The organism is Pilosibacter rotomagensis (genome assembly GCF_045062245.2).
GTDB lineage: Bacteria > Bacillota > Clostridia > Lachnospirales > Lachnospiraceae > Pilosibacter.
In genome coordinates, this window is the sequence record NZ_CM170323.1 from 2,912,672 (window position 1) to 2,926,446 (window position 13,775).

At 46.0% G+C, this 13,775-nt stretch carries 10 protein-coding genes; 2 read left to right on the plus strand and 8 right to left on the minus strand.

All coding sequences use genetic code 11. The features are described 5' to 3' along the window. The first annotated feature begins 135 nt into the window (after positions 1–135). A complete protein-coding gene (locus ACI3EW_RS13020) occupies positions 136–603 on the plus strand; it encodes a hypothetical protein (protein WP_405581137.1) in 468 nt (155 codons plus the stop codon). Positions 604–695: 92 nt separating this feature from the next. On the opposite strand, the gene ACI3EW_RS13025 is transcribed toward ACI3EW_RS13020, so the two are convergent. The 3 genes from ACI3EW_RS13025 to ACI3EW_RS13035 all read right to left on the minus strand — a co-directional run bounded on the left by ACI3EW_RS13025 (position 696) and on the right by ACI3EW_RS13035 (position 4,203). Then, positions 696–959 carry a hypothetical protein gene (locus tag ACI3EW_RS13025; protein ID WP_405581134.1) on the minus strand — a complete coding sequence of 88 codons (264 nt, stop codon included), beginning with the start codon at positions 957–959 and terminating at the stop codon, positions 696–698. 97 nt (positions 960–1,056) lie between these two features. Beyond that, the gene (locus ACI3EW_RS13030; protein WP_405581131.1) at positions 1,057–2,367 is read right to left on the minus strand and encodes a Na+/H+ antiporter NhaC family protein; all 1,311 of its coding nucleotides are present in this window, start codon (positions 2,365–2,367) and stop codon (positions 1,057–1,059) included. Positions 2,368–2,901: 534 nt separating this feature from the next. Beyond that, positions 2,902–4,203, minus strand: a complete 1,302-nt coding sequence (locus ACI3EW_RS13035) for an IS110 family RNA-guided transposase (RefSeq protein ID WP_227117340.1) — start codon at positions 4,201–4,203, stop codon at positions 2,902–2,904. Between the two features lie 423 nt (positions 4,204–4,626). On the opposite strand from ACI3EW_RS13035, the gene ACI3EW_RS13040 reads away from it, so the two are divergent. Further along, the gene (locus ACI3EW_RS13040; RefSeq protein ID WP_405581128.1) at positions 4,627–5,691 is read left to right on the plus strand and encodes a LysR family transcriptional regulator; all 1,065 of its coding nucleotides are present in this window, start codon (positions 4,627–4,629) and stop codon (positions 5,689–5,691) included. A gap of 569 nt (positions 5,692–6,260) precedes the next feature. On the opposite strand, the gene ACI3EW_RS13045 is transcribed toward ACI3EW_RS13040, so the two are convergent. The 5 genes from ACI3EW_RS13045 to ACI3EW_RS13065 form a co-directional block, all read right to left on the minus strand. Beyond that, the gene (locus ACI3EW_RS13045; RefSeq protein WP_405581125.1) at positions 6,261–9,764 is read right to left on the minus strand and encodes a leucine-rich repeat protein; all 3,504 of its coding nucleotides are present in this window, start codon (positions 9,762–9,764) and stop codon (positions 6,261–6,263) included. Next, positions 9,761–10,555 carry an AP2/ERF family transcription factor gene (locus ACI3EW_RS13050; RefSeq protein ID WP_405581122.1) on the minus strand — a complete coding sequence of 265 codons (795 nt, stop codon included), beginning with the start codon at positions 10,553–10,555 and terminating at the stop codon, positions 9,761–9,763. The genes ACI3EW_RS13045 and ACI3EW_RS13050 overlap by 4 nt, the downstream gene beginning before the upstream one ends. A 207-nt stretch (positions 10,556–10,762) precedes the next feature. Then, on the minus strand, positions 10,763–11,731 hold the full coding sequence (locus ACI3EW_RS13055) for a tyrosine-type recombinase/integrase (RefSeq protein ID WP_405581119.1): 969 nt from the start codon (positions 11,729–11,731) through the stop codon (positions 10,763–10,765). A gap of 175 nt (positions 11,732–11,906) precedes the next feature. Beyond that, positions 11,907–12,956 (minus strand): electron transfer flavoprotein subunit alpha/FixB family protein, encoded by a 1,050-nt coding sequence (locus ACI3EW_RS13060; protein ID WP_118298760.1) that lies wholly within the window; start codon positions 12,954–12,956, stop codon positions 11,907–11,909. Positions 12,957–12,986: 30 nt separating this feature from the next. Further along, positions 12,987–13,772: an electron transfer flavoprotein subunit beta/FixA family protein gene (locus ACI3EW_RS13065; RefSeq protein ID WP_117470189.1), complete on the minus strand. Its 786-nt coding sequence runs from the start codon at positions 13,770–13,772 to the stop codon at positions 12,987–12,989. Positions 13,773–13,775 lie beyond the last annotated feature (3 nt).

Sequence of the window (13,775 nt, forward strand, 5' to 3'; positions counted from 1 at the left end):
ATTTCATGTTTTATTGACACTTTAGACACAACTTTATGGTTCAATAGTAGACGTAAGAAAGAGATCTGAAACATCTGTTTCCAAATTCTCTTTCCTTGCAACTACAATTTCAAGTACAGGAAGGAAGCTTTGATTATGAAAAAGAACTTATTATTGACTGCTGCTTTAGCAGGCGTTCTCGCATTAGCAACCGCATGCTCTTCCCAGAGCACAACCACCGCAACGACCGCTGCTTCTACAACGGCTGAGACAACAGCGGCTGCTGTGAAGGAGAATACAACTGCTGCTGAAAAGGAGACAACTGCCGCTGAAAAAGCAGAAGGCAAGAAAGAGGCTGATTCCAAAGCTTCCGAAAACAGCAGTGAAAAAAGCGACGAATCAAAAGAGTCTACAATGACTGGTACCATCAGTGACATAAAAGATTTCATGTTCACGGTAAGTGCTGATGGAAAGGATTACGCGTTCACCTTCGAAGCCGATAAAAAACCGGAAGGTCTCTCCGAAGTCAAGGACGGCGATAAAGTTACTGTAACTTACACCGGAACGGTCAATGAAGTAGACGCTTTTGATGGAACCATTCTTTCCGTGACAAAGGCTAAATAATATACACACGGGTGTGAAATGCGGCACCGCCAGGTCCCAAAAAAGGACCGGCGGTGCCGCGGCTAAAAGGCTGAAGGTAGTCAGCAGTTAGACTATTGACACACAACGATCTGGATCTTATCAAGCAATCGCTTAAGATTCTCATTTTCTTTCTGAAGTCTGGTGCAGCGCTCCCGGTACAGGTTCCGCTGCCTTTCAATGATACGGAAGTTATCGCAGATCTCTTTCATATCCTCGCTCTCTTCCCACGGCAGGTCAGAAAATTCTTTCCCTTCCGCTTGTTTCAGATTCTGCAGTATCTTCCCTGAACATATTTTCTTATTTGCTTCATCTGTTAATTTTTCTGCTGTTTTCATAATCTATCTCCCCGGACGATCATCCACATTTTTATCCTATTTATTTCTGTTGTCCAGCCCTGCCCTTTTCATCCAAAACTGGAAAAGTTAAAATTTATCAAACAGCCTTTCTGGCTCTCACAATAAGATGCCAGATTGGAAGCAGATACAGGAACACCGCCGCCCCTATCGACACAAGCGGCGCCGACACAGACGCCAGCGGAACCGCACCCGCGATGGACCACGGAATGAGCGGAGCCGTAACGATTACCGAGTTTTCCATATCTATCGCAAATCTCTGCTGATCCGGCTCCAGATCCTTGCAGACCTGGTCCACCAGCATCGTTGCCAGTGTCTGGTTGCAGGCCACCATCCCCGCCACCATGGACGTCATAAGGATCGTACCAAATACGGTGATTTTTCTGCTCACCGAGCCCATCTTCGATTTTAAACCATTTAAAAGTCCGGTTCCCTCAAAGATACCCGAATAGGAGGACGAAATCGTGATGATCAGTGCCACCCGCACCATGGACATGATTCCGCCGCCGTCGATCATGGACGAGATTGATGGATCCGGAGATTTATAACCGTTGACCAGAATTCCAACGATCAGGAACAAGTCCGTGTGCTGCCAGAAAAGGCACACGCCGAGTGCCGTCATGATACTTGCCAGCATCGCCATCCGCACCTGTACACGGAAAAGTGATAATACCATGATCACCACCGCCGGAAGAATTGGGATCAGTCCCAGATGGAATACGCCAGAAAAACTCTCCGTCAGCGACAAATTTCCGGCTTCCGCCGCCGGAAATGCGATTCCGCAGACACCGTAAAAGGCACAGGTTAAAATTAGCGGCACGATGGCCGTCCTCACCATCAGACGGATATTGTCAAAAATATTTGTGTGGGTCAGCTCCGAGACCAGCAGCGCGCTGGTGGATACCGGCGAACACCGGTCCCCGAAGAACACGCCGGAGAGGATCGCGCCTCCCGTCAGGATCTCATTGCACCCCATCGCCTTCGCCATGGTCATGCAGATCACGCCCATGGTCGCCGCCGTTCCGAATGCTGTTCCTGTAAGGACGGACACCAGACAGTTTAAAAGGAATGCCATCAAAATCATTACCGACGGATTCATAAGCCCTGCGCAGTAGGAGACGATCGCCGGGATCGTTCCCGCCGCCCGCCAGAGCGCCGTCAGCATCCCGATGAGTAAAAACGTAATTAAAATATTTTTCGCCGTCTTGATTCCCTTCCAGGACATCCCGAGAATATCTCTGACCGTATAACCGCGGCTCAAAGTGTACGCGAAAAAGATCAGATATCCAAGTGCCAACGCTGCCAGGATCGGGATTCCCGCAAGGATGCACCCGATCAGCGTCACCGCGAACACGACCAGAACAGCCGTCTCACTGGTTTGTACCTTCATAATTTTTACCTCTTCCCTGTTTTCTTTCGTGAACCATTCCCTCAGCCAGCCGTTCCCTGTTCAGATATCCTGATCCACCTTTATGATTATAGTATACGCCTGGATTTTCCACTTGTCTAACTGTATTTTCCGATATATAATACAGCTAAAAAACTGTATATAAGTTACAGCTTTCATTCTTTTCCACGATTTTCCCAGTTCATTCTGGCTGTCCCGTATCCTTTATGGTCAGCACAGCTGATCCGAGACTCTGCACGACACTTACAATTAAACTTTCTTTGTAACTGTTCAGTACCTTCACAGTTACATGCAAAAATCCATTCCAAATCGGCTACGCCGATGGATTTTTGCCTTTTAGCCTAGGTTTTCTTACGGTCAGCGCAGCAAGTGCGCAGACCTACTGAACAGTTACCTTTCTTTTTTATATTCAGCATTCTGGTGATATGTCAAGAGTTTTTAAAAAAGATTTTGATATATTTTTCAGGAAAAAGGGTAACTTTAATAGACCTTCGGCGGAAAATCCAAAGGCGAACATCAGTTCTTGTTGATATTTGATTGAGTGTCCAGCTTTTCGCCGGTGTACAGTTGGTTTTTGACCAGCAATCCAAAAACAAGCCGTACAAGTTTACGAGATGTAAGCGCGAGTGCTCTTTTGTGCTGATGCTTGGTAACTTCAGCATATTTTTTTGCATAATACTCAGTGTATTCTGGCACATGCTTCCTGACGCTGTTAGCCGCTTCTCCCAGATAATAGCGCAGATACGGATTCCCGACTTTTGAGACTTGATTGTCCTCGGAAATAAAATCGCCGGAATCGTTTTTCAGCCAGTACAAACCGGCATACTTTGCAAGTGCATCGGATGAGTGGAACGCAGTTATGTCGCCTATTTCGGACAGCATGCCGGAGGCCCATACCGGTCCGATACCGGGAATGGACTTCAGGATAAGAAACGCATTCGGGTTCATCCCATTGATGCACTTTTCAATTGCCTGCTCTATCAGTTTTATTTCTTTTTGATAGGCCTGGATGCAGTTAAATGAGCTTGCAAGTGAAATATTCAGTGGTTCATACATGCATTGATCCAAACGGTACGAGTCCCTTGCGGCTTTCCGCAAAAGCTCGGATGTCCTGGATATGTCAGAAATACGGTTCCTGCTTTTTTCAGCGAGGAACGAAAGGAGTTCTTCCTCTGAGAGGTCGATGATCTCCTGGGGGGACAGGAACTCCGTCAGTATGGCAGAAGATGTTGCGCCGTAAATATTGCTGAACGGCTTGTTATCACCCTCAAGAAGCTGCAGTTCGCTGAACTTCAGATACAGGTTTGAAACCATGTAGGTCTTTTCCCTGGTAATGCATTCTGACAGGTGCATGCGATGCCTGGTAAGACGCTTCAGGGCGATAAACTGGCCGCCGCGCCAAGGCTCAAGCTTTTTCGTCCTGCCGACCCTTGCGAAGTCAGCAATGAGAAAAGCATCGATAGGATCCGTCTTTTCCATTCCGATATAGGATTTACGGTAATTGGATGTAGCCTTGGGGTTGACACAGAAAACATAGGGCTTGTACGGCATAAGCGTCTCACATGTAGAAAGAAAATTTGCGATATGGACGCTGTAAACAGAGGTAGACTCTAAAGCAACGATGATTGTATCAAGGTTTTTATGTTTCTGCATGCATTTAGCGATCATATCGGCAAGTTCATCAGCGCCGGGCTGATTGTTGCCAAATGAGGATGAGATGTACTTGTTTTCTTCAAAATCCATGGCATAGACCGCATTGGATTTTGAGCTTACATCAATACCTACAAACAAGGTGGACATATAGTTGATCTTTAACAAGATATCACATCCTTTCCGATCTGGATTTGTGGAGCCTGAAGTAAAAGGTTTATCCTGTGCTGCATATGGTGACCGAAGCCTCGCGCAATGAGCATGCACCCGGCCAGCCTTTCTTGCTGGAGCTACGGCGGGGGACGAAAATTCTGTGTTAGCGGAATGTGCCATATGTGCCAGGCTGAATGCTAAAAAAGCAGTCACGGCCAAAGCCGGCTGAAAGGAGGAAAAGCAGTGCCTTCGGACATCAGACTCTGCCTGATATCATAACACAGGATGAATCATATAAAAAGTAACTGTTGACCGTATGGATGGGATTCAGGATGAGGGGAGTTCCTCTTGGATGTCCTTACCATCTATACCCATAAAAAGAATAAGTTCATAAGCGATATTTCTTGCCTACGAACTTATTATACGAGGAGGTTTTATATGAACTTTCTTTCCATGGACTACTTTCTCATGACCGCCGAGAAGCGCAGCTTCACAAAAGCCGCCGATGCTCTCCACATCACCCAGCAGACCCTGAGCACCCACATCGCCAATCTGGAACAGGAGCTGGACTGCAAGCTCTTCGTCCGCCATGTTCCCCTGGAGCTCACCTATGCCGGAGAGATCTTTTGGCAGTACGCCGCAGACTTCCAGAAAAAATACCGGGCAATGCAGCACGAATTTGCCGACCTGACTAAAAATGAGCAGGGCATCCTGCGGATCGGCATCTCCTTTACCCGCTGCCACGCCATCATGCCCGCGATCATCACGGAATACCAGCGCCGCTACCCGCATATGGAGATCCAGGTCATCGAAAATGCGAACACTGGACTACAAAAAGACCTGATGGAACATAAGATCGATCTCGCCATCGCGAAGTTCCCGGATTTTCTGCCAGGGATCACTCTGAGCGATTTCTATGAGGAGGAGGTCGTCCTTCTGCTTGCTGATTCTCTGTTTCATGAGGTCATTTCCGATGCCGCCCCAGCAGATGCCTTTTTTTTACATCTTCCAAAGACTATCTGCTGCTCCGGCTCTGATTTCACTCATGGCACCGCTGGCACTCTCTCCTTTTCTGTCCAGGATCTCCCTGCACTGACAGATTCACAGCCAGAACCGTTAATGTTAAGAAGCCCGGAAGACTTCTCGATCTTCGAACACTGCCCATTCCTTCTAAACTACGCCACAGACATCGCCGGTCAGCTCGGAAGACACTTCATCACCATGGGCAACTTCAAACCGATCGTAAAGACCCAGTCCGACAATATGGGAATGCTTCTGGAACTCTGCGCCGCCGGAAAAGGCGCCTGCATCTCCCCACTGAACCTTGCCATGAGCTCCCTCTCCCCTGAGCAGCGCAAAAAAATGCGGATCATCCATCTCGGACGATCCGCAAAATATAAGATCCGCTTCGGTTCTCTGGAACAGCCTTACCAGTGGAAGGCGATCCGGAACTTTATGGATGCCGCGAACGCTGCACTCACCAGAACCGGCACAACCACCTAGCTTTCCGTTCTCTATCGCATGCGGTGTGCCGTTTTTCAAATGAATAAAAATTTCTATCGCTTCTCCCAACTGAACACGATCAACCTGCCTGGGGCCTCTCACCCTGCCAGATAACACCAGACTGGCAGGGTCAGCATGGACATTAGCGTCGTCATAACCACACATCTCGTTGCAAACAAGGTTCCCTGAAGACTGAATAGATCGAGTAAATTCATGTATATGCCTCCCGCCTCTTTCTGATGTAAATAAATTTTTGCAGCAACTTTATAGAAGTCTTCTCACTGCCCCTGCATGTTTCTTAAATCTATCATAGCACGGTCATGTTTCTTTGTATAACTGTTTCATTCGGTGAAGTACACAGCTATTTATCTGTTTTTTATTCGAATTTCAAAAAAGTCCCCCAATCGAACACAGCACCTGCTGCCGGACCACGTTCAGCTTTTCCTACGCGTTCTCCATATAGAGAAACAGAACCAGATATCCCCTTTTCAGAGAATACCAGGTTCTGTCCTCTACATCTGCTTTTTATGAATTCATCTCAGCAAAACCATTCAATGAATTCTGCATTTTTATTTACCAGTCCATGCCCCATCCGGACCAACTTCATATCCATCCGGTGTAGTCGTGTTTGCAAGCATTGCGCCCTGCGGCTGCTTCATACCTTCACTGAAGTAGTACCACTTTCCGTCGATCAGATGCCAGCCAGTGTACATATGTCCCTGACTTCCGTCAGCCTGATTATGCAGGTAATACCAGATTCCATTGTCTTTGATCCAGCCAGTCTGCATGTAGCCGTTCTCATCGAAGTGATACCACTGCTGTTTTCCATTCCAGCCGATCAGTTTCCAGGAAGACTTCGGATAGCTTCCGTCCTTCGCCTCAAACCACCAGCCTTTTTCATTCCGCTTCCAGAATCCTTCCAATGTGAAGGTTGATGCCAGGCTCGTCTTCCTCGTCGTACTGGATGCCGGTTCGCCGCCATCATCGCTGTCGGAAGAGCTGCTGTAGTTGTTGGACGGCTTTGCGTCCTGTGCCTTTTCCTTAACTGTTACTGTGATTGTCTTCGTCACGGAAGCGCCCTGGCTGTCAGTTACCTTATACATTACATGATAAGTGCCAGCCTTTGTGGTATCGACATCGTTTGCAATCACCTCGATCTTTGCTGTCAGATCTCCATCTTCCGCATCCGCAGCTGCCACATTCTTCTTTGCATCAAAGCTGTCGCCTGCGGTCAGGGTTACGTCCTTTGCGCTGATTGTCGGAATGGCATTTAATGTCTCCATCTTCGGGTTGACTGTAACCGTGATGGTCTTCGTCACAGTCGCTCCATCACTGTCCGTTACTTTATAGATTACTTTATAAAGTCCCGCTTTCTTGGTATCCACATCATTATAGGTGATCTCGATTTTGTCTGTAAGATCCTCATCTTCCTCATCCCAGGCAGTGACTCCATCCTTCGGGTCGAACTTATCCTCTACCGTTAAGGTTATGTCCTCTGCAGTAATTACCGGTACGGAATTCATTACCAGCGCTTCCGGCATGACATCTACTTCAACCATGCAATCTACAGAATGGTAATTTTTATCATCCGGTGTGTATACTGCCTCAAACTTCTGGAGCCCATATTCCTTTAAAATGGTTTTAGGATTCTTCCACTTAAACTCCTTTGGTAAGCCTTTTACCTCAGAAAGTTTCTGCCACTGGTCAGCAATCAGTCCCGTAGGAAGCATCTCTTCATAGGCCGGCTCTGCCTGCTTGATCATCATTGTCACCGGAACGATAAAGGCCGTTCCATTATTTAAGGTAATGTACACCTTTTCACTATATTTTCCAACTGCATTATCTGTTTTAGGTGTAATCGTAACTTCCCTACCTGTCACACCAATATCAAAAATCGTATCATCTGAACAAAATGCCGTGATAGAGAACTCTTCCGCGTTGCTGCTGGTCGCGATCACAGTCTTAGGCTCTGCATCTTCTTTATATTCAACACTGCCAAACGCAACGGAATCCGGTGTTACTTTATAACTGCTCTTGATCCACTTTGCATAATATGTATGCCCTGACTCCGTTGTTGTTACTGCATGCCCATTAAATTCAGCATTATCATACCACTCTGCACAATATCCATCTTTTACAACAGCGTCTATGCCATTTGCCTGATCCAAAACGATTCCGCCGTTTGCAACAAGAATAATTCCTGCGTCATTGCTTATTCCCGAATCAGATCTTGCTTTTTGGGCATCCCTGTTATTGGCAACGTAAATTACACAATTTTTATTAAATTTATTTACAGATCCACCAGTATAACCTGTATTAGTATCATCTCCAAAACACTGGGATCCAAATGTAACATTCTCAGCTTTTGACAAATCAAGTCTATCAAGGTTTGCGCAACCTGCGAACATCTTGCTCTGAAGCTCAACATTTTTTCCAGTAAATTTGGCATTCTTAATACCAAGATTGGAACGGAATGCTGCCTCTTTTTTGTCAGAAGCCTTTGTATTTTTTGCCGTTACAATCAAATTTTCCGGCACATTGTTCTTAGCGAAGCAATACCCATCAAATTCATAGCTATTTCCACTGATGGTCAATGTCTGCAGTGAGTTTGTTGCAATTCGATTAATATTTTTAGCGATCTCGCTATCCCCATCCATGGACAGTTTTTTTAACCCGGTCAGCTCAATAATACTTCCGCTTATAGTGCCCTTTGCGTTGATCTCCTCAAGATTTACTGCTGCTGTTTCCTCTGGCTGCCCAGTCTTTTTAAACGAATTATTCATTGCAACACTTGTGTTTTCTGCCGTTTCAATATAAGAAAGACTGCTGCACCCAGTAAATGAATTACCATTTAATGTCACATTATCGGAATCTATATATATTTTTTCCAACTCGGCGCAGCGTCCAAACGCTCTTCCATCCACTAATCTCACTTTCTTCGGCAGTATTAACTCCCTTAATCCTGAATCATAGAATGCATACCCAGAAATCTGTGTTACATTCTTTAAATCAATGTTTTTCAAACTTGATGTGCCCGAAAATGCATTCGTACCGATCTTTTCAATCGATTTACCCAATGTTATAGATTCCAGTGCGTTACATCTACAAAACATTGCATTCGGAATTTCTGTTCGTTTGTCTTCTACTACTACTTCTCTTAAACCAGATCCATTAAATGCATTAGAGTTTGCACCACGCATTCCAAACTCCCAGCTGTCCTTAATTGTGACACTGTCAAGATTCGGTATCTCTGCAAATCCATATGCGCCAATATATTTAAGATTCGACCACTCATCAAAATTTACTGAAAACATAGTTTTGCGAAATGCAGCACAGCCAACACCTTCAAAGCTGGACGGAAGCCATTTCTCCAGATCTATACCTTCTCCAAGACTTGTACATCCATCAAACATGCTCGTCGGCACATATCTTCCCTTATATATGTTTGTATTTGAATCTGAATCAACCAACTCAGGGGCTTCGAAATTTTCCGGCCATGTAACTGTTGTAAGCGCTGTGTCATTACGGAAAATACAATCTCCCAAACTCTCTACACTAAGAGGAATATTTGCTTCCTCTAAATTTATCATATTGCTGAATGCCCATGATCCAATCGAAGTTATGCCAGATTCCATTTCTACTTTTTTGATGGAGTCCAAATAGTCCTTCCACGGTCTGTTATCTTCTGTGTTATTTATTGTAAAATCAGCCATACGGCCATTTCCACTAATTCTTAGAGTATAGAATTCCTCCGCTTCTGAATTCTTTTCCAGACTCCATTTGGTTGACTCCGTAAAATTACCCTCCTCATCAACAGGTCCGCAGTTTCCACTTAAAACTTCAACCGTTGCCTCTGAAGATTGATTTACGATCTGCTTTGTCTGTACTGTCTCCGCATACCCCGCCATCGGAGTCACTGCCATCGCCGCCGTTGCGGTAAGCAGCACTGTCAGCATTTTCTTTGATTTGATCAACTTCATCTTCTTCATACTGTACCTTCTTTCTAATTGATACCTTTGTATCCTATCCACACATTGATCAATTACTTGTACACATACCTTTGGGTGAATCATTCTGCAAGAACTTCTTCCATCTGCTTTTCTGCTCCTACGGCACATGAAGGAATTTCATTGCCTGAAGTCTTCTTTTTCTGTGCCTGAAAGCTTCTGATAAACGGATCATACAACTCTTTCTCCGCCTTCACCCTCGCCTGCACCGCCTCATTAAACGCAGTGAAGGTCCCAAGATTGTAGACTTTTCCCTGAAATCCGATGCTGGCCCGCCAGGTTCCGTTGGATCTCCGATATACACCGCGGTGACCGCTGGTGTTGTTGACGCAGGTCTTTCGGCACGCGATGCGCTCCACGCAGGTTCCGTCCACAATGTGAATTGCCTTGCGCATATTTTTCTGTCGGGTTTCATTGCGGAAACAGCCGCAGCTCTTTGTCTTTCCGTCCCTGAGATTTTCCTTCTGACAGACGCATACATTTCCGCAATCACACCTGCAAAGCCACAGATCCTGCAGTCTGCCCAAAACCCCAGCATTTTCTTCTGCTATTTTTCCAGGTTCTCCTTCTTTGCCAGTACCATAGGCTGAAATCTCATCCTGATTCGCCAGCCGCTGGACCACAAGTCTCCCGTACCTCTGCCCGGTAAGATCCAGCCAGCGGTTCGTCATCCTTTTTTTTCGCAGACAGCCACAACTCTTCGTATGACCGTTTTTCAGATGGGATTCCTGGACAAGACAGACTCTGCCACAGCCACACTGGCATTCCCAGTATTTCTTTGAATCTTTTCCCCGGTAAGCCAGCTTCTGAACCACCAGATTCCCAAACTTTTTCCCGACCAAGGTATCCTGCATCATCCATTCGCCTCTATTCATGACATAATGGGTATTATGTCGTATTGGAAGTTCTACTTTTTTTAATCATCCAGTATCTGAGGTGTAATCAGAATACCAAATGATTAAAAATTCATATGTGTACATAAGTTATCCTATCACGAACGGTCTCGAAATACAATAAATTTCAGTGAATCCGAGCTCTTTTTGGCATATTTAGTTAATGCGTCATTACGGCAACGAAGAAATGGAGATAAAAATTCCGAAGATCTCAGCGCCACCGCATGACATAATACCCATTATGTCATAACGGCTGTTCTCCTTTTTTAATCTCTTCCGTCTTATTTTTTCTGCCCCGCCCCATGATTCGTTCCCTGCGAGTCCCAGTTCCAGCTCTCGCGCACACGCCTCCTCACTAGTGATCATCGTATACCGTCTCGTCGTCTCGATACTGCTGTGTCCCAGATAATCTGCCAGTCTCACGAGATCCCGTTCTCTCTCATAAAAGCATCTCGCAAACAGGTGTCTCAGATTGTGTGGAAACACCTTTGACGGCAGTACTCTCGCCGGTTCGCATAATTCCTTCATCTCCGCCCAGATATTTCTCCAATCTACCGGATTTCCATTCTTTGTGGCAAATATTATCCCGCTTGTGATCCTGTTTCTCCGGCAATAATCCCGTAGAAATATCACAAGAGACCTCGCCATAAGAATCACTCTCTGTTTTCCTTTAAAATGGATCTCTATTTTCTGTCTCGATAGTGTCTCCACCGTCAGATACCGAAGTTCACCAATCCGCATTCCTGTCGCCGCGATTGTCCTCAAAATTCCGGAAAGCCGCTCTCTCTTTTCCGAAGCGGCTGCATTTAACAGCCTGTAATATTCTTCCTTTCCAAGCTCCCTGCTCTTCTCCCGAAAGATCTGCTTCTGTACCCGACAGGTGTGGATAGAGAATTCCGCCTGTCCTGCCCATTTCAGATATGAATTCACTGCCGTGATCATGGAATTTACACTCGATATCTTCCATGCATTCAAAATATATGATTTATACTCCATCATCAGCTCCCTGCTGATCTCTCTTCCGTTCGAAAAACGCAGAAAGTTCTCCGCATCCCGCAGATACTTTTCCACCGTATTCTCACTCATCTCCCTGTCCCTCAGGTATTCCCCGTACTCTCTAAGTTCACTCATACATAACATAAAAAATCCTCCATTTATCAGTCTTCTATCATTATAACCAACAAACGAAGGATAAACCAAGGACACCATAACGCAAAAATCCCCGCCCGGAAACCCGGACGGGGATCATCACCTGTTGTGACACTACCGGCAGAATCACTCTGCCTACTTTATATACATTTACAATTCACGTAAATTATTTAGCTGCTGCAGCCTTTGCTTCTTTGATCTTCTCTGTCAGCATCGGAACGATCTTGTTTAAGTCGCCTACGATACCGTAGTCAGCTACATCGAAGATCGGAGCGGACTCATCTTTGTTGATCGCAATGATGATGTCAGACTCTTCCATACCAGCTACGTGCTGGATAGCACCGGAAATACCGATTGCGAAGTATACGTGCGGACGAACAGTCTTACCAGTCTGTCCTACCTGAAGATCTTTCGGCTTCCAGCCGGAATCTACAACTGCACGAGAGCAGCTTACTGTACCGCCAATAGCCTCAGCGAGGTCATCAAGCAGTTTGAAGTTCTCTGCGCTGCCAACTCCACGGCCACCGGAAACAAGGATCTTTGCATCCATGATATCAGCTACGTCGGATACTGCCTTAACGATCTCGAGAATCTCAACGTACTTGTTGTCCGGAGTGAAGCCCGGGTTGAATTCGATAATTTCAGCTTTTCTGCCAGCCTCACGGTCAAGCTTCTGCATAACGCCTGGACGTACTGTAGCCATCTGCGGACGGAATTCCGGGCATGCGATTGTAGCGATCGTGTTGCCGCCGAATGCCGGACGGGTCATAAGGAGCTGACCATGTTTCTGCTCTTTACCCGGCATAGCTACGAGCGGGAAATCTCCGATATCGAGCTGTGTGCAGTCTGCTGTAAGACCTGTATGGATACGTGCGCAAACACGCGGGCCAAGGTCACGACCGATTGCTGTAGCACCGATTAAGAAGATGTCCGGCTTGAACTCGTTGATAACAGATGTGATCGCATGAGTATACGGCTCAGTTCTGTAATCTTTTAATTCCGGATCGTCAACAACGATAACTTTGTCTGCACCGTACTCACCGAGTTCGTCTGCAAGACCTTTTACGTTGGAACCAACTAAAACTGCTGTTACAGTTGTTCCTAAATCTTTTGCCAGGTCTTTACCTTTACCGATCAGCTCCAGAGCGATGCTGCTGATCTGATTGTCTACCTGCTGTGCAAAGACATATACACCCTTATATTCTGCTAAATTCATCACTTTTCACCACACTTTTCTTTTTTTGAATTAAAGTACATGTTTCTCAGTAAGTTTCTCAACAATGTAATTTGCAGCTGCGGACGGATCAAGGTTTGTCTCCTTAACGCCTGCACCCTTTCTTACTTTGTCGGAAGCCTTAGCGATCTGAGTCGGGGATCCCTTAAGACCAAGGTTGGAATCAAGGACATCTTTCAGATCTTTTCTGCCCCAAACGGTGATCTCTTTCTTGTATGCATCGAAGATTCCGCCCGGAGTCATGTAACGCGGCTCATTTAATTCAGAAAGTGCTGTAATTAAGCACGGCATTTTAGCCTTTAACATCATGTATCTATCATCAAACTGACGCTTAACGATTACGGAATCGCCATCGATCTCGATGCCCTCAGCATAGCTGATTACCGGAAGACCAAGGTGCTCAGAGATCTGCGGACCTACCTGAGCTGTATCACCATCGATAGCCTGACGGCCTGTGATGATGAGGTCATAGTCAAGGTTTCTTAAAGCACCAGCGATTGTCTGGGATGTAGCCCATGTATCAGCACCGCCGAGAACACGGTCTGTAACAAGGATACCGTTATCAGCGCCCATAGCCATAGCCTCACGAAGAACTTCCTCAGCCTTCGGAAGACCCATTGTAACTACTGTAACTTCTGCACCATACTGATCTTTTAAGCGAAGAGCTGCCTCCAGACCAGCTTTATCATCCGGGTTCATGATTGTGAGCATAGCTGCTCTGTCAAGTGTTCCATCCGGTTTGAACTTTACGCCGCCCTTAGTATCCGGCACCTGTTTTACACAAACAACGATTTTCACTGT

Excerpts from the sequence above, each read along its gene's own strand:
- ACI3EW_RS13020 (WP_405581137.1), top strand. The coding sequence starts at position 136 with ATGAAAAAGAACTTATTATTGACTGCTGCTTTAGCAGGCGTTCTCGCA.
- ACI3EW_RS13025 (WP_405581134.1), bottom strand. The coding sequence starts at position 959 with ATGAAAACAGCAGAAAAATTAACAGATGAAGCAAATAAGAAAATATGT.
- ACI3EW_RS13030 (WP_405581131.1), bottom strand. The coding sequence starts at position 2,367 with ATGAAGGTACAAACCAGTGAGACGGCTGTTCTGGTCGTGTTCGCGGTG.
- ACI3EW_RS13040 (WP_405581128.1), top strand. The coding sequence starts at position 4,627 with ATGAACTTTCTTTCCATGGACTACTTTCTCATGACCGCCGAGAAGCGC.
- ACI3EW_RS13045 (WP_405581125.1), bottom strand. The coding sequence starts at position 9,764 with ATGATTCACCCAAAGGTATGTGTACAAGTAATTGATCAATGTGTGGAT.
- ACI3EW_RS13050 (WP_405581122.1), bottom strand. The coding sequence starts at position 10,555 with ATGATGCAGGATACCTTGGTCGGGAAAAAGTTTGGGAATCTGGTGGTT.
- ACI3EW_RS13055 (WP_405581119.1), bottom strand. The coding sequence starts at position 11,731 with ATGTTATGTATGAGTGAACTTAGAGAGTACGGGGAATACCTGAGGGAC.
- ACI3EW_RS13060 (WP_118298760.1), bottom strand. The coding sequence starts at position 12,956 with ATGAATTTAGCAGAATATAAGGGTGTATATGTCTTTGCACAGCAGGTA.